This window comes from Streptomyces pratensis (assembly GCF_016804005.1).
GTDB classification, from domain to species: Bacteria; Actinomycetota; Actinomycetes; order Streptomycetales; family Streptomycetaceae; genus Streptomyces; species Streptomyces pratensis_A.
In genome coordinates, this window is record NZ_CP051486.1 from 3,590,167 (window position 1) to 3,608,528 (window position 18,362).

The window sequence follows — 18,362 nt, forward strand, 5'->3', positions numbered from 1 at the left end:
AGCCTTGTCGAGACCTGACGGCGTTCGGTGATCCGGCGTCTCCATGGAGCCGTCACGTCACGGGGCGGGGCGCCATGAGTCTCGCTGAACTGCGCCGGATCTCCTCCGACCGGAAACGTCCCCTGAGCAAGGACGAGAAGAGGGCCGGCCGGCGTGACGACAAGGCAGCCATCGTCTTCCTGCTGCCGTGGCTCATCGGTGTGGTGGGGCTGACAGCGGGCCCGATGCTCGTGTCGCTCTATCTGGCCTTCACGGACTACAACCTGCTCCAGAGTGCCGAATTCACGGGCTTCGACAACATCGCGCGCATGCTCGACGACGCCCGGCTGCACAATTCGCTGGCAGTCACCTTCATGTACGTCGCGATCGGCGTGCCCCTTCAGCTGGCCGTCGCCCTCGGTCTCGCTCTGCTGCTCGACCGGGGAATGCGAGGTCTCTCCTTCTACCGCTCGGCCCTCTACCTCCCGTCCCTGCTCGGCGGGAGCGTGGCCATCGCCGTGCTCTGGCGGGTGGTCTTCGGCGAGGACGGCCTCTTCAACGACTTCCTCGGCCTCTTCGGTGTGGTCGGCCGGAGCTGGATCTCGGATCCCGACACCTCGCTGTGGACCATCATCCTTCTGCACGTCTGGACGTTCGGATCACCCATGGTGATCTTCCTCGCCGGACTGAGGCAGATTCCCCGGCAGTACTACGAGGCGGCCTCGACGGACGGAGCGAGCACCTGGCGGCAGTTCCGCTCGATAACCCTGCCGCTGCTGACCCCCATGGTGTTCTTCAACCTCGTGCTCGGAATCATCAATGCCTTCCAGTCCTTCACCCAGGCATTCGTGGTCTCCGGGGGACGGGCGGCCCCGCCGACTCGACGCTCTTCTACACCCTCTGCCTGTATCAGGAGGGTTTCGGGTCCTTCCGAATGGGCTACGCGTCCGCACTCGCCTGGCTGTTGCTGATCATCATCGGCGCCTTCACCGCGATCAACTTCTGGGCCTCGAAGTATTGGGTGTTCTATGACGACTGACATTCCGACAGCGGACCGTTCCCCGGCGCGGACAGACGGAGCCCGGGTGCGACAGGACCGAACCCAACGGCGGCAGCAACGTCGAACAGACCCTGGCCCGCTACAACCAAGAGGTCCTCTTCGGCCGGATGAGCGCGGAAGAGGCTTCCACGGGGTTCGTCGACGAGATGACCGACATGGTCGAGTCGGCGCGCTGAGCAGATCACTTCGCGCACTCGGCGACCGCCGCGCGGCACACCACCCGGCACCGGAACAGGCTCCCGCGTGCCCGAACGAGGACGGATCAGAATGACGACCGCACGACCCTGGCCCCTGAACACCGACGGGATCGTCTACGGGGGTGACTACAACCCCGAACAGTGGCCCCTGGACGTCCAGCTGGAGGACATCGGACTGATGAAGGAGGCCGGTGTCGGTCTCCTCAGCGTCGCCATCTTCTCCTGGGCCCAACTGGAGCCACGTGAAGGAGAGTTCGACTTCGCCTGGCTGGACGCCGTACTAGACAGGCTGCACAGCGCGGGCATAGGCGTCGCCCTCGCGACCGCCACCGCGTCGCCGCCGCCGTGGCTCACGCGCAAACACCCCGAGATCCTGCCCGAACTCGCCGACGGCACCGTCCTCCACCAGGGCTCCAGACAGTCCTACGCCGTCTCCTCGCCCGTGTTCCGTGGCTACGCCGTCCGGATGACCCGCCGGATGGCAGAGCGCTACCGCGACCATCCCGCTCTGGCCGTGTGGCATGTCGACAACGAACTCGGCTGCCATGTGCCGCACGACTACTCGGACGCCGCCGCCGAGGCGTTCCGCGGCTGGCTGCAGGACCGCTACGGCACGGTCGAGGCCCTCAACGCGGCCTGGGGGACGGCCTTCTGGTCCCAGCGTTACGACTCCTTCGAGGAGGTCCTGCCGCCGAGATCCGCTCCCACGTTCGTGAACCCGACCCAGCAGCTCGACTTCGCACGCTTCTCCTCCGACGAACAGCTCGTCCACTACAGGGCCCTTCGCGATGTGCTGCGCGAGGTCACCCCGCACGTGCCGACGACGACGAACTTCATGATGACCACCGCCAACAAGTGGGTGGACTACTTCTCGTGGGCCGACGACATGGACGTGGTGGCCAACGACCACTACCTCACCTCCCGCGACCCCGAGGCCCACATCGGCCTCGCCTTCAGCGCCGACCTCAGCCGCGGAGTCGCCGGGGGCGCACCGTGGATGCTGATGGAACACTCGACATCGGCGGTCAACTGGCAGCCCCGGAACGGCGCCAAGCGCGCCGGCGAGATGCTGCGCAACTCGCTCACACACGTGGCACGGGGCGCCGACGCCGTGATGTTCTTCCAGTGGCGGCAGTCCGCGGCAGGCGCCGAGAAGTACCACTCCGCCATGCTCTCGCACGCCGGTCAGGACTCCGATGTGTGGCGCAACACCGTGGAGCTGGGCCGGCGCCTGCGATCCCTGGCACCGGTCCGGGGGAGCCGTGTGACGGCGGACGTCGCTCTCGTCTTCGACTACCCCTCCTGGTGGGGCTCCGAGATGGAGGGCCACCCCACACACGACCTCCGCTACCTGGACGAGGTGATGCGCTGGTACCGCGCGCTGTGGCGGCGAGGCGTCACCGTCGACGTCGTGTCCCCGCGGAACAGCCTGGACGGCTACCGGGCCCTGGTCGTCCCCACCCTCTACACGGTGGACGACCAGGACGCGGCACGCATCGCGGAGGCAGCACACGCGGGCGCCGGCGTCCTCGTCACCTTCTTCAGCGGCATCGTGGACGAACACGACCACGTGCGGCTCGGCGGCTACCCCGGCGCCTTCCGTGAGCTGCTCGGCGTACGCTCCGAGGAGTTCCACCCGCTCCAGGAAGGCGAGGTGCTCACACTCGACGACGGCACCCGTGCCGACCTGTGGAGCGAGAAGACCCGCCTCGAAGGTGCCGAGGCGATACGGACCTGGGTCGACGGCCCCCTCGCCGGACTGCCTGCGGTGACCCGTAACAGTGTCGGCCGCGGCAAGGCCTGGTATGTGGCGACCCGTCCCGACGACGACGGAGTCGCAGGTGTCGTCGACGCCCTGCTCACCGAGGCCGGCGTGGCCCCGGTGGTGGCCGGCCTCCCGCAAGGCGTCGAGGCCGTGCGCCGGCGCGCCGACGACGGCACCGGCTTCCTCTTCCTCATCAACCACACGACCCATGACGTCGACGTACCGGCCGCCGGGCACGAACTCCTGCGCGGTCAGGACGTGACGGCGCGGCTGACGCTGCCCGCGCTGGAGACCGCGGTCGTCCGCGAGCGCTGACGGCCGCACGTGTCGTCGACCGCGTGTGCGACCGTCTGACGGCGCGCGTGAGGGAGCGGGGAGCCCCGGACATGCGGGGCTCCCCGCTCCTTCGCGCTCCGGGGGCCTCGACACGGCGGCCCGCGCGCTTCGAATGCAGGGTCGGTGTCCGGATACGGCTTCGGAGTTGGCGACGGACGGATTCGGCTGCCCGTGCGAGGTGTCATACCAGAGCGGGACGCCTGGCGGGCAACTTCAACAACTGCACACCGCACCCAGACGATTGACGACTACCGTGTGTTGCCGGTGATCAACGATGGGCTCATATCGGTCGAGCCTTCCCCAGCCGTTGACCCGGGCCTGACCGACCACCGTAGGTGTCACCACATGAATGCCGATTCCTGGTGCCCCACGTACCGAGGACGATGATGTCTCAACTTCGCGCACCCACCGCGCGACCGGAACGCCGCGAAGGCGGCCGGCACGGCCGGCCGGGTGGCCGCTCGCACTCGGCCACGAGCCGGCCACGCCCGGCGCAGCCCGTTCCCGACGGCCGTCTGCGACCACAGCTGCTGCGCACCGCCGTCCTGCCGACCGTGGCCGCCGTGCTCAGCGGAGCCGCGGCCGTCATCTTCACCATCCGGGCCTCCGGGGTACGCCCGTCCGGCAGTCTCCTGGCCGCGCTCGGCGGATCCGCGGCACTGGCCGTGGCGGCCGTGGCGGCGGCCGTTCTCGGTGCCGGCCGTGTCGCCCACGGGGTGCTCGACCGCGTCCTGGTGCTCCGGCGTTCCGGGGCGCAGCACCACGCCGAGATCCAGCGCGTCGTCGAACAGCTCCGGGACGGCGAGCCCCTGCCGGCCCGGCGGGCGACTCCCGCGGCCGCTCCTGGCGCGGACGCCTTCGACCTGCTCGCCCAGGAGATGGGCCGCTCGCAGGACGACGCGGTGGCGGCCGTCGTCCAGGCCTCGCAGCTCCATCGCAGCAACGGGAACGAACAGAAGGTCGAGGTCTTCGTCAACCTCGCCCGGCGGCTGCAGTCCCTCGTGCACCGCGAGATCCAGATCCTCGACGAACTGGAGCACGAGGTCGAGGACCCCGACCTGCTCAAGGGCCTCTTCCACGTCGACCATCTCGCCACCCGCATCCGCAGGCACGCCGAGAACCTCGCCGTGCTCGGCGGCGCCGTTTCGCGGCGGCAGTGGAGCAATCCCGTGAGCATGACCGAGGTGCTGCGCTCGGCGATCGCCGAGGTCGAACAGTACCCGCGGGTGAGGCTGGTGCCGCCGATCGACGGGACCCTTCGCGGCCACGCGGTCGCCGACGTGATCCACCTCCTCGCCGAACTCGTCGAGAACGCCACGGTGTTCTCCGCTCCGCACACCCAGGTCCTGCTCCGCGCACAGCGCGTCACCGCCGGGCTCGCCCTGGAGGTGGAGGACCGAGGCCTCGGCATGCCGGGCCCCGAGCAGAAGCGGATGAACACCCTGCTGGCCGACCCCGATCAGGTCAACGTCGCCCACCTGTTGCAGGACGGGCGGATCGGGCTGTTCGTGGTCGCCTCCCTGGCCCGCCGGCACGGCATCGCCGTGCGGCTGCAGAGCAACATCTACGGCGGCACGCAAGCCGTGCTCGTACTGCCCGAGGTCCTCCTCGGCATCGACATCGATGCCACTACGGCACCCGACGCGGCACCGGTTCCGCCGCCCGGGGCCGTGCACCGGCCACCGGCCCACGACTCGTCGCCCGTGGCTTCGCCGCCGCCCTCGGCGCAACACCAGCCGTCGGACCTGACGCCCCCGCAGGGCGGGCGCCCGGGAGAAGGGCCGCCGCTGCCCCTGCGTGCCGAGCGGGTGGACCGGCCGAACCTCGCCGCGTCCCCGCCGCGCGCCCGGTCGGCGAAGACCACCGGACCCGCGCCGGCTGCCGTACCTGCCCCGTCATTCGAAGCCACCCCGTCCTTCGAATCCGTCCCGTCCCCGGCACCGGCCCCGGCGTCCGAACCCGCTCCCTCGGCCCTGACCGCCCCGTCGCCCGGTTCCGCCGGATCCGTCCGGCCCATCGGGGACACCGGCGCCCCCACCCAGGGGACGGCGCCCGGCGTGGTCGCCCCCGTCCGGCCCCAGCTCCCACGGCGCAGCAACCAGGAGAACCTGGTTCCGCAGCTCAGGGAAGCCCCCGTGCCGCGCGCCGAGGACGAGAACGCCCTGCACGACCCCGGTCTGATGGCCGCGTTCCGGCGTGGTGTCGATCTCGCCGAGGCCCGGACCGCCGATGAGCCGGAACCGCCGGGCACATACAGCGCGCCTGGCCCAGCGACCCCTCTCGGCGGGCCCGCAACGACTGTCGGGCCGCAGCGGTCCCATGGGCTCGCCCCGCTGCCGTTCCGCAGCCCCGGCACCACCGCGACGCCCGGTGCGGAGCTGATGGACCCGGTGCACCGGGGACCCCGGACGCCCGAACCCGATCCACGACCCGAGAACATGTTCAAGGAGTAGATGCACCATGACGAGCGAAATGCCGTCCGGTCAGGTCTCGGACCTCGACTGGCTGCTCAGCGGTCTGGTCCAACGCGTGCCCTACACGCGCAGTGCCGTCCTCCTGTCGGCGGACGGCCTGGTGAAATCGGTCCATGGCATGGACGCCGACAGTGCCGATCACATGGCCGCCCTGGCCGCGGGCCTGTACTCACTCGGCCGCAGTGCCGGTGCCCGGTTCGGTGACAACGGCGACGTGCGGCAGGTCGTGGTCGAGCTCGACTCGACGCTCCTGTTCGTCTCGACCGCCGGCTCCGGGACCTGTCTCGCCGTCCTCGCGGGCCGAGAGGCGGACGCGGCAGTACTGGGATACGAGATGGCCATGCTGGTGAAGAGCGTCCGCCCCTACCTGATGACGCCGCTCCGGCAGCCGGCCGGAGCGCCGTTCACCCCGGGGCTGTGAGGATGCCGGCCCCGCAGGACGGGCCGTTGCTCGACGACGCGGCAGGCCGGCTCATCCGCCCTTACACCGTGAGCAACGGCCGTACGAGGCCGACCACCGTGCTCGACCTGCTCTCCCTGGTGATGGCCACGGGCAGACGGCCCCAGGCCCAACTCGGCCCCGAACACACCGTGGCCCTGGAGCTCTGCGACGGACCCACGTCCGTGGCGGAGATCGCCGCCCATCTCCGGCTGCCCGCCGTCATCGCCAAGGTCCTCCTGTCCGACCTGGTCGACTGCGGTGCGGTCACGGCACACGCACCCGCGTTCCACGACATGCCAACCGACCGATCCCTGCTGGAGGCAGTGCTCGATGGTCTACGACGACAGCTCTGACAGCTCCGAATGCTTTCCCGTGGCCCTCAAGGTCCTGGTCGCGGGCGGTTTCGGCGTCGGCAAAACGACGTTCGTGGGTGCCGTCAGCGAGATCGCGCCGCTCAGTACCGAAGAGCTCCTGACGCAGGTCAGCGCGGCGACCGACAGCCTGGAAGGCATCGAGTCCAAGTCGGCGACCACCGTGGCCATGGACTTCGGCCGGATCACGCTGTCCGAGCAGCACGTGCTCTACCTCTTCGGCACCCCTGGACAGGAGCGGTTCTGGTTCATGTGGGACGAGCTGTCGAAGGGCGCCCTGGGAGCGGTAGTGCTGGCCGATACACGTCGTCTTGCCGAGTGCTTCGCCGCCGTCGACTTCTTCGAACGGCGCGGCATCGGTTTCATCGTCGCGGTCAACGAGTTCGACGGCGCCTACCGGTACGAACCGGAAGAGGTGCGGGCGGCGCTCGACCTGGGGCCCGAAGTCCCGGTCGTGCTCTGTGACGCCAGGATCGCCAGCTCGGGCACCGGGGCGCTGGTCACCCTGGTCCAGCACCTCATCAACGCCACGGCACCCGCGCCGCTCTCGGGCTTCGGAGTCCGCCCGTGACTCCGTACGGCACGAGCCGGCCGTTGCTGACCCCGGTGGACCAGGACGGGTCCCGCCGGAGTGCACGGCTGCGCAAGCTCGGTCTGGGGGAGCGTGCCGACGCGTCGTTCGTCAGCTTCGACGCCTTCGCCGACCGGGTGGCCGAGGTGACCGGTACGCCGTTCTCGATAGTCAACTTCATCGACGGGAACCGGCAGTTCTTCGCGGGGCTGCACACTCCTGCCGGAGCCGACGGCGACCTGGGCGCCGCCGCCTCGGCCGGCCGCAGCGGCCGCTACCTCGCCCGCGACCACGGCTACTGCCCGCACGTGCTCGTACGCCGCAAGGCCCTGGTGCTGGAGGACGTCTGCGACTTCCCGCGGTTCGCGGGCAACCCGGTGGTCGACGACATAGGGATCCGCTCCTACCTGGGCGCCCCGCTCATCGACCGTACGGGCGTGGCGCTCGGTACGGTCTGCGCAGTCGACACCGTGCCGCGCCCCTGGGGCAGGGCCGGCCTCGAGACCATCAAGCTGCTGGCCCGGGAGATCGTCGTACAGATCGAGCGCCGGGAGGTGTCGGGCTTCTGACGCGGGGGTGCAGGTCCGTCGTCACCGCGCACCGGCCTTTCCGGTGCCAGGCCCGTGGAAGCGCAGCCGGTCCACGGTGAACAGGTCCGGTCTCTCACTGCTCCATGCCGGGTTGGCGAACACCATGTACAGCCGCACGTTGCCATCGGCCCGCTTCAGCGCGGTCGTCGGTGACACGGCCGCACCCCCTTCCCTCACGCCCGGGACGGACAGCGAGCCGAGGAGGGGCCCGTCCGGGGAGCCGGCCCGGAATTCGATCGTCCCCCCGATCCCGCAGGGGTTCGCGCGGACGGTCACCGACCGGATGCTCCCCAGGCTCACAGGGTCGAAGGAGACCCAGTCCCCGTCCTCGATCTCCGTCAGTGCTCTGCCGCCCGACGCCTGCGCACGGCTGCCGGCCACGGCACCGCCGTGCGCGCCCCCGGTCGAGGTGAAGCGTTCCGCCTCCTGGAATGCCGTGCGCAGGGTGAGAGAGGCGTGACCCACGAGCTCCGGGACGCTAGGGGTGCCCCTGTCCGTGTAGCGCACCGTGATCCGGTGGGCACCGGAGGGCAGGACGGCCCCGGACCTCATGACGATCGAGCCCCGGCAACCCGGAAAGCCGGTGACGGGGCGAAGTGCCCCGGGGTGGCCGGCTGCGGAGCGTACGAGGATCCGTGAGCAGTCGACCCGGGTCCGCTCCCCGTCCTCGTCGTCCGTCACCTCCACCGTGAAGGGAAGGGTGTCCCCGGGGCGGAACAGGCCTCCGTCCGGCAGACCGTGGACGGAGACCCTGGGGCGCGTGTTGCCGACGGTGATGTCCTGGCCGGCCATGGCCGTCGTGCCTTCGGGGCCGGTCACCGTGAGGCGCGCCGTGAACCGTCCTTCGACGCGATAGGTGTAGGAGGGGTTCGCCACCGTCGAGTCGGTGCCGCCGTCACCGTCGAAGTCCCAGGCGTACGTGACCTCCAGGTCTCCGGGGAGCCCGGACCCCGCGCCTGTGAAGGACACGCTCAGCGGCGCCGGGCCGTTGTCGCGGTCGGTGGTGATCGCCGCACCGGGCAGCCGGTCGTCGCCGACGTGGTCGATCCGGAAGACCCCGGCACCCTCGTCGCCGCCGCCGGGGGCCGTGACGCCGGCGAGCCCCGAGTCGACGACGTACAGGGCGCCGTCCGGGCCGAAGACGGCAGCCGTCGGACGGTTCCATTCCATGTCCTCGAAGACGCCGTCGGCGGACTGGAGTTCACCGGATTCGACCGGGCCGAACCGGGGGTCGGAGAACGTCTGGTCCGTCCGCTGGAACGAGAGTGCGGTGAAGCGCCGTCCCGCCGGGTCGTACGTCAGCCACTTCCCGGCGAAGTACTCGGGGAACTTGGTGCGGTAGAGGCTCCCCGGGTCGTAGGCGTAGACGGGGCCGCTCACCGCACCGCTGGGTGCCTCGGACGCGGGGTCCGGCACGCCGTCGACCCGCGGGGTGCAGTCCGTCGCCCCGCCGGCGGTGCCGCCGGTGCAGTACGGCCGGACCGTCTGCCCCGCCTCGGTGATCCGGAAGTACTCCACCGTGCCGTCGGCGTCGGTGCCGGCGGCGAACAGAGTGCCGTTCACGGGGTCCACGGTGACGCGATAGGGGTTCCGCATGCCCATCGCGTAGATCTCCGGGCGGGTGCCGACGGTGCCCGACGCGAAGAGATTGTCCTCCGGCACGGTGTAGGTGCCGTCGTCCTGCGGGGTGATGCGCAGGATGGCGCCCCGCAGATCATTCGGTGCCCCTGACGCGATAGGGAGCGTGATGTCACCCGTCGACGCGTACAGATGGCCGTTCCGGTCGAAGGCGAGCGACCCGGACGAACGGGAGTCCCCGATGTCCGTGGACCGCCTGCCCGGCAGGGTGAGCAGGCGCTTCTCCGACGCGGGGTCCACCGTGTTCCCGTCGGCCGTGAAACGTGAGAGGACCAGCTGTTTTCCCGTGGTGTCCGAATGCAGCAGGTAGAGCCAGTTGTTGTCCGCGAAGCCCGGATCCAGGGCGAGGCCGGTCAACCCGTCGGAGCGGGCGGCGGTCTCCGGTCCGTACGCCAGGTCGAGGGCCGTGGACACCCTCATCGTCCGCTGGTCGACGATCTTGAGCCGTCCGGTGCGCTCGGCGACGAGGACCCGGCGGTCGGGGGTGACCGCCGCGTCGACCGGATCGGTGAGCCCGCCGGCCGTGAGCGGGGTCCGCTGGAAGGAACCGGCCCGGGTCGCGGTGCAGTCGCCCGGTTTCGCGCCCGCGGCCCATTCGATGCCGCCCAGCAGATGGGCGAGGAAGCCGTCCTCCCGGAAGGCCGTGGGGGAGTGGCCGCCGGCGCTGAACCATGAACGCCCGCCGTCGTATTCCTGGCACCACGACCAGGGGTGTTCCACACTCTCGTCGAGGCCGCCGATGCCGTCGCGCGCCCTGATGTGCGCGAGGGTGTGCACCGCACCGGTCGGATCGGTGCGCCAGTTGTACCACTCCTCCGTACGTTCCCAGAGATCGGGAAGCATCACCGTCGAGGGATGCGCGTGGTCGAGGACCTCGACCCTGCCGGTCTGCACCGGGGTGCCCCGGTCGGGTACCGCGCCGACCAGCCCTTCGTACCACTCCCAGTCACGCACCCCGGCGGAGGCGTCGTGCAGGCCGACCCATCCGCCGCCCGCCCTGATGTACTTCTGCAGGGCGGCCCGCCCGTCCTGGCCGAGGCCGTTGCCCTCCTCCCGCGCGGACGAGGTGTTGTTGAAGACGACCGCGTGGAAGCGCGAGAGGCCGGCGTCGTCGAAGACACCCGGATCATCGGTCGCTTCGACCGCGAATCCGTTCTCGGCGCCGAGCTCCCTCACCGCATCCACACCGGCACGGACCGTGTCCTGCGACCCCGGCGCAGATCCGGAGTACACCAGCACGCGGAAAGACCCCGCCGGAGCCCTCGGGAACGAGGCTGCCGTCACCGAGCCGATGATCAGTGCCAGAAGCGCGAAGAGGGCCATCAGGGCGATCGATGCCGGAGGGTGGGCCCGGGGCAAGGACCTGCTGGGTAACGGGCTGCTGCTCATGAGGGCGCTCCCGGTGCGGTGTGGGGCCGGGCAGGGGAGAAAGCGCTTTCTGATGTGCGTGGTTCAGAGTAGGTTCACGGCATGGCAGGGTCAATGGCCCCTCGGTGCCCGCGCCGCACGCCGTGGCCGCCCGGTGCTGGGGCTACGGTCGGACCTGCCGCAGCCCCGGATCGGAGGCCTTGGATGACCGTCACCGCCGACGACGTCCGCGCCATCGCGCTGTCCCTGCCCGACACGGCTGAGAAGCTCGCCTGGGGGCAGCCCACCTTCCGGGTCGCGGGGAAGATCTTCGCGGCGCTGGGGGACGACGACGCGACCATGGGGGTCAAGTGTCCCGTGGAGGACCGCGCCGAGCTGATCGCCTCGGAGCCGGAGAAGTTCTTCGTACGCGAAGGACACGACGACAGCTATGCCTGGCTGCGGGTGCGGCTCGCCGCCCTGGACGACGCGGCCGAACTGAATGCCGTCCTCACCGATTCATGGCGGCAGGCCGCCCCGCGCCGGCTTGTCGCCGCACATCCGGAACTGAGCCCGGACCCGGCGGACGGCTGAGGGGCCTCAGCCGGGCGGAAGCCTCGTGTCGGTCATGGGCTCAGCGTGCAACATCAAGCAAGGTTGAGGTCAGGCAGGGGAAACGGGTTCGTGAGCACGGGTTGAAGTGCGGTATTGTTCTCATGCGCGTTCAGCCAGGGGGAAACCCCAGGTCAAGCGGGCAGCGGGACGTAGCGCAGCTTGGTAGCGCACTTGACTGGGGGTCAAGGGGTCGCAGGTTCAAATCCTGTCGTCCCGACTGGAGACAGTCGCAGGTCAGGGCCGGTTTCGGAGAAATCCAAAACCGGCCCTTGATCATTTTTGGGGACCAGTTGGGGACCAGCTGGAGGTCCGGCGTCCTTGACCGGGTCAGCGGGTCAGCGGGTCATGACTATGGGGCTCGGCAGTGAGCGTGGTGCGCGCAGCACGTTGAAGTGGGCCGAGAGCGCCGCCCCGGCGGCCGTGATCTTGTGGACGTCCGGGTGTAGATAGCGCTGGGTGGTGGTCAGTGAACCGTGGCCGGCGATTCTGCGGAGGACGTGCACTTGGACCCCGGCGTCGGCGAACCAGGTCAGTCCCGTGTGTCGGAGGTCGTGGCGGCGCAGATGCTCGTAGCCGAGCTTGGTGACGACGTCGTCCCAGTGCGTGGCGTCGCGCAGGACGGCGGTGGAGATACGTCCGCCGCGCGGGCCCGTGAACAGGCGCGCGTCCGGATTGGGGCCTGCGGACAGGATGCGCTGGGCGACGAGGGGACGGATCTCCTCGACGATAGGAACCTTGCGGGCCCGCTTGCCCTTGGTGCCCTTGTCGGTCAGCCCGCCGGGCGCGGGTGTGGTCTGACGCCGCACGGTCCAGATCCACTGGGTGGTGTCGATGTCTCCGACGCGGCAGCCTGAGATCTCCCCGATCCGTGCGGCGGTGCACGCGGCGAAAATGACCACCTCTCCCCAGCCGCGGTACTCGTCGTGAGAGGCGGCCACGAGCGCATCGGCCAGTGCGAGGAGTGTCTCCCAGTCGGGCAGGGCGAGCGCGCGCGGGTCAAGGAGTTCGTCCTCGGCCTGCTTGTAGAGCTTCTGCCAGCCGGTCACCCGGGCGGGGTTCACCTTGATGATGCCGTCGCGGACTGCCTGCTTTATGACGCGGACCAGGACGGCGATGGTGTTCTTGACTGTTGAGCGGCTGAGCTCGTCGGCGATCCAGTTCTGCACGGTGCGGTCGACAACGCCATTGGTGATCATCCGGACCGGGACGTGGCCCAGGGCGGGCACGACACGCACCCGCCAGCCTGACAGGTAGGGGTCGAGTGTTTTCAACTCCAAGCCGCGCAGGGCGAGGTCCATGTTCGCGGTACCGTATTCGGCGAGCTTCATGGTGGCGAGCGACGGGGATAGCCCTGCCTCAGCCGCTTCGATGATGGACTGGAGCCACTCCTGCGCTTCATCCTCGTCCGCCTTCCCCTCCGACAGGGACAGAAGCCGCTTCGTAGCCGGATCGAACCAGCGGACTCGCGCGCGGTACGGGTTGGGGCGATCAGGCCGGTGCTCGATGTCGGTGGTGAGTCGGACACCGACCGGCACATTGGCCTTTTCGGCCATCATGCGTCTCGGCGCGGGACGGTCCGGTGGCGACGCAGCCATTCCTCAAGGTCGACCGCGCTGTACATGATGACGCGTTCCGAAACGGAGACGAACGGCGGGCCCTGGGGTGGCCGAGCGGTGCGCCAACGGCGCAGAGTCGAGGTGTTTACACGCAGGCAGGCGGCGAGGTCGCGCGTCGAGTACCAGGCATTGGCCAGGAGAGATGACCGGCTGTCATCTTGGCCGAAACGGGCACTGCCCTCGTTCTTGGTATGCGTCTGACGGTCTGTGTAGTCTGCTATTGGTTCGGTGGGCAAGGGTGGTGGATCTCCGGGGGTACGGAGCACCGAAGGGATACAGAAGGCGGTCGGCGACAAGCGACGCGGCCCGCAGGTGGAGAACCGTGGGGTTCTGCATGCACAGAAGCGGTGAGTCCTTCTGTTGGAACTGATCCGCAGTGGTGCTCTGGGCAAACGGTGGACAACAATCGTCTGCAGAAGCGCCGGTTTGGCTACTGAGGTTTTCAAGGTGGGGTCGGTGGGTTGATGGCCAGTCTTGTGGCGGTGAGGCAGCCGTCGATGAGACGGGGCCGGAGTTGGATCCTGCGCAACTCGCTGCGGAGCTTGCGGTCGAGGTCGTCGGGTGTGGTGAAAGCGGTGTTGGCCATGGCTCCGCGCACGAGTGACCAGACAGCCTCGACGGGATTCAGGTCGGGTGCATACGGCGGAAGCCGCACGGTGGTGAGCCAGTCGTGTTCGGCCTCGTACCGCTTCAGCCCCGCGGCCAGATGGGTGTTGAGATTGTCCCAGACAACAACGATCGGTCCGCCGAGCTGGATGTGTGCCCGCACCAGGAGGTCGCGGTAGTCCTGCCAGGAGAAACTCTTACGGGCGCCCTTGAGCAGGAGGTGAGTGCGAGGCCGGTGGATGAGTCGGCTCTTCTCGCCGGCCCTGTAGCAGCACAGCGCGGCAACCGAGGTCCGGCGGCGGGACCTGCCACGCACGCGGATGACGGGAGTATGTCCGCGCCGGCCCCAGGTGCGGGCCCGGGGCGGCGTCATCGAGAAGCCGGCCTCGTCCTCGAAGACGATCCAGGCCCCGGAGGCCGCCGCGAGCCTTTTACCGCGGGCCACACCTCCTTCTTCCACAGCTCCACCGCGTGCTCGTCGCGCTCCAGTGCTCTGCGGGCGGGCGCCTGCCAGGACCAGCCGTGCCGTTTCAGCAGCCGCCACACCGTCGCCACGGACAGGCTCACCCGCAGCCGACGGCGGATCACCACCTGGACCCGGACCAGGGTCCAGCGTTCGTCGTCGAAGCCGTGCGCCGACGGGCCTTTGCCGAGTTCCTCCTCCAGCACGGCGAACTGAGCCTCGGTGACGGTCGGGACGTTCGCCGGACCCGCCGAGCGCAAACCCTCCATGCCGCCCTCGCGCCAGGCACGACGCCAGCGTTCCACCGACCGCACACTCACTCGCAAGTCCTTCGCAATCACCGAGGTCTTCTCACTCGCCGCGAAGCGTTGCCCTGCCTGAAGCCGGACTCCCTCACGAAACGCCCGACGCTCAGCGGTCAGGCCCCCACCCTCTGAATACCTCACCTCACCTGCATACCGCAGGGATCATGAACCGTCACCACCCGACAACAACACGAAAACCTCAGTAGTTACCTGTGGGGTCCTTGCTGCGTTCCGTCAGGCGGGCAGAGCGTGGATCGCCGTGGAGAATCTGGCTAGCGTGTCAGGCGAGGGTGAGCGGCGGCGACGGGACAGGTGTCTGGCGGGGGGCGACGAGGGGAGGGGCCGACGGGGGCGGTGGTGTGGTCGTGGGTGGCGGGGCTGTGACCGACGAAGGGTTGGGGGACCAAGACGCGATGGCCGTCGTCGACACCGAGGACGCCCTTGTCGAAGACCTTGTGATCCGCTGTCCGTGGGCGGTGTACCTGCCATACGGCGACCGGAGGGACGGCCGAATGCGACCGGCACGTCGATCTCCTGATTGATGACGGCCTTTGAGCCTCGCTGTCGCGTGCCGTGACAGAGCTTGATCCGGGATCTTGGACGGGCCACGTGGATGCTCTATGAGCAGACAACGTCGTTCGTCGTCCCCCACTGTCGTGGAGACCAGTAGGGGCCCACAGGCGGAGCTCGCGAACCTAAACAGCGTGCGCAGACGCACGTCCGGTGCGATAGTTCTGCCAGGCGGGTGCAGGTAATTTCTGCGGCCTCTGCGGAACTCGGGGCTTCTCACCCGGCTTTTCTTCAGGAGCTCGGAGGAAGCAGAGGTTCGTGCTCGTCCGGGGAGCCGTTGAGTAGGTCGCAGTGCGGAACGTCATCTGTCGCGTAGTTGTAGCGGGTGGTCAACAGTTCCTTGAACGCCTGCGGGTTGGGGGTCGTCATGGCGGAACCCAATTTCCAGCGGCGTTGGGCAATGGCCAGCAGGGTCACGTCCATATGCGCGCGCAGGCTGTCAGCGGTGAAGGCATTCAGGGGCAGTGCGGTTGCGTAGTGGCTTTCCGGTGTCCGGAAGAAGCGGGTGGGATAGTCCCGGGGAATGCTGCCAGGACTGGCCTGCTGCAGCCGCAGGTTAGCGGCGATATTGGCCAGGGCCAGCAGGATCTGCCAGTCGAGCCATCCTTCGTTGCGCAGTTCTTCCAGTCCGGTGCGGATGCCGCAGTCGGCCAGTACACGGGGCAGTGTCTCGCTGAGTACCTGGGGCAGGTCGGTGTAGTTGTCGCGGATCATGTCGAGTGCTCTGGTGCGGTCGTATCCGGGGCCCGGTGTCGTGGGCTGGGCGAGTTGCGGGGCGGTGGGGGGCTGGAATGCCGTGTCCGACCACGGTGGCATGGCGGATTGCCGCAGGGTGTCGTAGTGGGCCTCGGCCAGCAGACCGGCGGCTTCGTCGTAAGGGCGACCGCTGATCAGTTTGTGCAGGAGTCCGCGGGCGAATGTTGTCTTCACCAGAGACATGAACGCCTCGGTGGGCCTGGCGCTGAGGTGGGCCAGCAGGTGCACCACCGTGGTGGACAGTTCACGTTCGAAGGCTGTGTGGTCGGTCGAGGCGCTGTAGGGGCTGAGGATGACGGTGCAGTCGATGGCGTGATTGTTGGGCCGGAAGGTGACTCTGTCCCCTCCGCCCAGTGGTGTGCCCGTGATCACCCGGACCAGGATGTCCTGGGGGAGGAACAGAGGATCGTGCGGGGCGAGTTCCGCAAGCGAGATCTGCACCGCGGCGGTGAAACGCTCGGCTGCCAGGACGGTAGCGCGGGTGTTGTCACACCGGATACGCCATGTCGTGCCCAGGGCTGCGAAGTTCATATCCCGGTGCGCTCCCACGTCCGAAAACGGTCTTCCGGTGAGCTGGTCGTCTGCGTTCTGGATGAACTGCTGCTCGGTCTGCGTGAAGCTGGGCCGGATCAGCGGGAGGTGTTCGTCCAGGTCGGCCAGGTAGTCCGCATCGGTGAGCTCACGCAGGACCGGCATGAGCGCGGGGCGGAACCGCTCTGCGCTGAGCATCACCATGCTGGCGTGGAAGTCGAGTTGCTGGATGTAGCCGTGAGAGGGGTAGTCCTCGGGGGTTTCGGCGAACAGCTGGTGGGCTATGAAGGCGAGTCCGCCGAGAGCGAGGGCGTCGCCCCAGTGGCCAGCCGCGTGGGTATGGGCCATGGCTTGGGTCAATGCGGCGGGTAGCAGGTCTTGATGTTCTTGGCCTGCGGGTGAGGCGGCGACGGCGGCGGCGGTCACCGCGTACTGCCGGGCGGCTTGCTGCAGGTCCAGGTCGCCGTAGATCTTCCCGATCATGCGCATGGTGAGGAGCGCGCCGCGCAGGGTGTCGCCGTGCCACCAGTTGATTTTGACCTCGTGCAGTTCGTGCAGCGCGTCCAGCGGTCTGCCCGCGCGCAGGAATGCCATCGCACGGTCCCGGCAGCGTGCGGCGACACTGCTGTCACCTGCGAGGTCCGCCTGCGCAGCGTCCAGCGCGTCGCGGATCTTCTCGTAGCGTGGGTCTTCGGTGAGGGCGGGCGCGAAGATCTGGAACGTCTCGCTTACACCGCCGACCGGGAAGGCAGGGGCCTGCGGCAGCAGGTCGACCAGCTGTTCCAGACAGTTCATCGCCTCGGTGGCGTCCACCAGGGGGTTGGCCGAGCTGACAGTGGGCACGATCTCACCCGCCCGCCGCAGCCGTGTCGTCTCCTGCGGAGTGGGTAGCGCCCCTGCGGCCGGGCGTGTGACCTGCGGCCAGCGCGGGTGCAGACACAGGCGGGCGGCCACGTCGAGGAGCGACGCCTTGCGTACGGGGTAGACAGCGGAGTCGGTGGCCTCGATCAAGACGGCCACACGCTGCCGCAGGCGCAGGTCCAACTCGCGCAGTTCCTCGGCGTTCGCCGTACCCAGGTGACGCAGCCAGGCGCCGCCCCAGTACAGCAGCAGTTGGCCCGCGTCATCCAGAAGCGCGACACGCTCCGAGGACAGGGCGGCGTCGATAACTGCCCGGATATCCGCTTCGACACCTTCCAAGCTGTTCTTCCCGCGCAGCACGGCCAACACTCGTTCGTAGCGCGCTCGCAGAGCGAGCTCTCCGTTCCCGGCGTCGATGAATTCCCCGACGTAGCCGAGCCACTCGGGCAGGTCCACCCGCGCCTCGTCGTCGAAGGTCGCATGCCGCAAACCGTCCCGGACCTCGGACAGGGCTCCCGGCGTCAGACGCTTACCCGGCCGCTCCCGCAAAGCGGTCAGGGTGGAGCGGTACCAGTCCGGATGTGCCTCGGCCGGCTCGTCCGGGATCATCGCCGAGGGCAGATCCAGAAACCGCTGGGCGATCCAGACCAGGTCGCCCTGGGTGAGCATGCCGGCCACAGCCTGCCCGTCGAACACGTCCAGGGCGACGTCGTAGGTATCCCGCGCATGTTGCTGCAACCGGTGCCGTGCCGCCACCGGGATTTCGTGTACCGCAAAGAAGGCTACCCTGCGCACGGGTTCGCCTCGGCTGCAGATCGACTTCAGGTCGTCGCGGATCTTCCCGTCCAACGGCGGCTTCTGCACGGATGCCGCCAGGACCCAGGGCTCCGTGGTGGCACGCCCGACGAACCCGTCCGCCCCAGGCAGCTCGTGTGGCAGGTTTGTGTAGTACGACTCGGCATCACGTCCCTGGTCCCCGCCAGCACTTACCGGACCGGTAGCCGGCACGATGTTGCTGCTCAGCCTGCGCAGCGCAATCTGAAACACGATCTGCTCGAACACATGGTGCTCGTTGCGGCCCGCCAACTGCTCAAGCAAGAACTGGATATAGCGTTCGGTCTCAGGGAAAGTCGCCACTCAAGGATTCTCTCCCACACCACTGACAACCAGCGTGCTGTCGGCGGGACGTCGTGAGCCCCGATCTTCTGTGTGCGGTGGAGTAGCTGCCCACCCACGATCGGAGCGGGCAGACGTGATGCGCGACCGCCT

At 68.8% G+C, this 18,362-nt stretch carries 13 protein-coding genes, 1 tRNA gene and 1 pseudogene; 9 read left to right on the forward strand and 6 right to left on the reverse strand.

Going from position 1 to position 18,362, the window contains the following annotated elements; genetic code table 11:
- Positions 1–74: 74 nt before the first annotated feature.
- The 7 genes from HED23_RS14785 (at position 75) to HED23_RS14815 (ending at position 7,764) form a co-directional block, all read left to right on the forward strand.
- The gene (locus tag HED23_RS14785) at positions 75–950 is read left to right on the forward strand and encodes a carbohydrate ABC transporter permease (RefSeq protein ID WP_238441951.1); all 876 of its coding nucleotides are present in this window, start codon (positions 75–77) and stop codon (positions 948–950) included.
- A gap of 356 nt (positions 951–1,306) precedes the next feature.
- A complete protein-coding gene (locus HED23_RS14790; RefSeq protein ID WP_203183887.1) occupies positions 1,307–3,316 on the forward strand; it encodes a beta-galactosidase in 2,010 nt (669 codons plus the stop codon).
- A 407-nt stretch (positions 3,317–3,723) separates the two neighbouring features.
- Positions 3,724–5,790 (forward strand): sensor histidine kinase, encoded by a 2,067-nt coding sequence (locus tag HED23_RS14795; RefSeq protein ID WP_203183888.1) that lies wholly within the window; start codon positions 3,724–3,726, stop codon positions 5,788–5,790.
- Positions 5,791–5,797: 7 nt separating this feature from the next.
- Positions 5,798–6,232, forward strand: a complete 435-nt coding sequence (locus tag HED23_RS14800) for a roadblock/LC7 domain-containing protein (RefSeq protein WP_014152748.1) — start codon at positions 5,798–5,800, stop codon at positions 6,230–6,232.
- A gap of 2 nt (positions 6,233–6,234) precedes the next feature.
- The gene (locus tag HED23_RS14805) at positions 6,235–6,606 is read left to right on the forward strand and encodes a DUF742 domain-containing protein (protein ID WP_203183889.1); all 372 of its coding nucleotides are present in this window, start codon (positions 6,235–6,237) and stop codon (positions 6,604–6,606) included.
- On the forward strand, positions 6,584–7,195 hold the full coding sequence (locus tag HED23_RS14810; protein ID WP_203183890.1) for a GTP-binding protein: 612 nt from the start codon (positions 6,584–6,586) through the stop codon (positions 7,193–7,195). The genes HED23_RS14805 and HED23_RS14810 overlap by 23 nt, the downstream gene beginning before the upstream one ends.
- A complete protein-coding gene (locus tag HED23_RS14815; RefSeq protein WP_203183891.1) occupies positions 7,192–7,764 on the forward strand; it encodes a GAF domain-containing protein in 573 nt (190 codons plus the stop codon). The genes HED23_RS14810 and HED23_RS14815 overlap by 4 nt, the downstream gene beginning before the upstream one ends.
- A 21-nt stretch (positions 7,765–7,785) precedes the next feature.
- Here HED23_RS14815 and HED23_RS14820 read toward each other — a convergent pair whose 3' ends face one another.
- The gene (locus HED23_RS14820; RefSeq protein WP_203183892.1) at positions 7,786–10,812 is read right to left on the reverse strand and encodes a ThuA domain-containing protein; all 3,027 of its coding nucleotides are present in this window, start codon (positions 10,810–10,812) and stop codon (positions 7,786–7,788) included.
- A gap of 183 nt (positions 10,813–10,995) precedes the next feature.
- On the opposite strand from HED23_RS14820, the gene HED23_RS14825 reads away from it, so the two are divergent.
- Together HED23_RS14825 and HED23_RS14830 are read left to right on the forward strand one after the other, a co-directional pair.
- Complete coding sequence (locus tag HED23_RS14825; RefSeq protein ID WP_203183893.1) at positions 10,996–11,364, forward strand: MmcQ/YjbR family DNA-binding protein; 369 nt, start codon at positions 10,996–10,998, stop codon at positions 11,362–11,364.
- Between the two features lie 164 nt (positions 11,365–11,528).
- Positions 11,529–11,602, forward strand: a tRNA-Pro gene (locus tag HED23_RS14830).
- A gap of 118 nt (positions 11,603–11,720) precedes the next feature.
- Here the strand turns inward: HED23_RS14830 and HED23_RS14835 are convergent.
- The 5 genes and pseudogenes from HED23_RS14835 to HED23_RS14855 all read right to left on the reverse strand — a co-directional run bounded on the left by HED23_RS14835 (position 11,721) and on the right by HED23_RS14855 (position 18,230).
- The gene (locus HED23_RS14835) at positions 11,721–12,938 is read right to left on the reverse strand and encodes a tyrosine-type recombinase/integrase (RefSeq protein ID WP_203187483.1); all 1,218 of its coding nucleotides are present in this window, start codon (positions 12,936–12,938) and stop codon (positions 11,721–11,723) included.
- Positions 12,938–13,267, reverse strand: a complete 330-nt coding sequence (locus HED23_RS35100; RefSeq protein ID WP_238441953.1) for a helix-turn-helix domain-containing protein — start codon at positions 13,265–13,267, stop codon at positions 12,938–12,940. The genes HED23_RS14835 and HED23_RS35100 overlap by 1 nt, the downstream gene beginning before the upstream one ends.
- A 176-nt stretch (positions 13,268–13,443) precedes the next feature.
- Positions 13,444–14,516, reverse strand: a protein-coding gene (locus HED23_RS36055) for an IS630 family transposase (protein ID WP_420803032.1) whose coding sequence is annotated in 2 segments (ribosomal slippage) — positions 13,444–14,006 and positions 14,006–14,516 — 1,074 coding nt in all. Because the reading frame shifts where the segments join, the coding sequence is not laid out codon by codon here.
- Positions 14,517–14,574: 58 nt separating this feature from the next.
- Positions 14,575–14,833, reverse strand: a pseudogene (locus HED23_RS36060) (hypothetical protein); the annotation flags it as partial.
- A 343-nt stretch (positions 14,834–15,176) separates the two neighbouring features.
- Positions 15,177–18,230 carry a hypothetical protein gene (locus HED23_RS14855; RefSeq protein WP_203183896.1) on the reverse strand — a complete coding sequence of 1,018 codons (3,054 nt, stop codon included), beginning with the start codon at positions 18,228–18,230 and terminating at the stop codon, positions 15,177–15,179.
- Positions 18,231–18,362 lie beyond the last annotated feature (132 nt).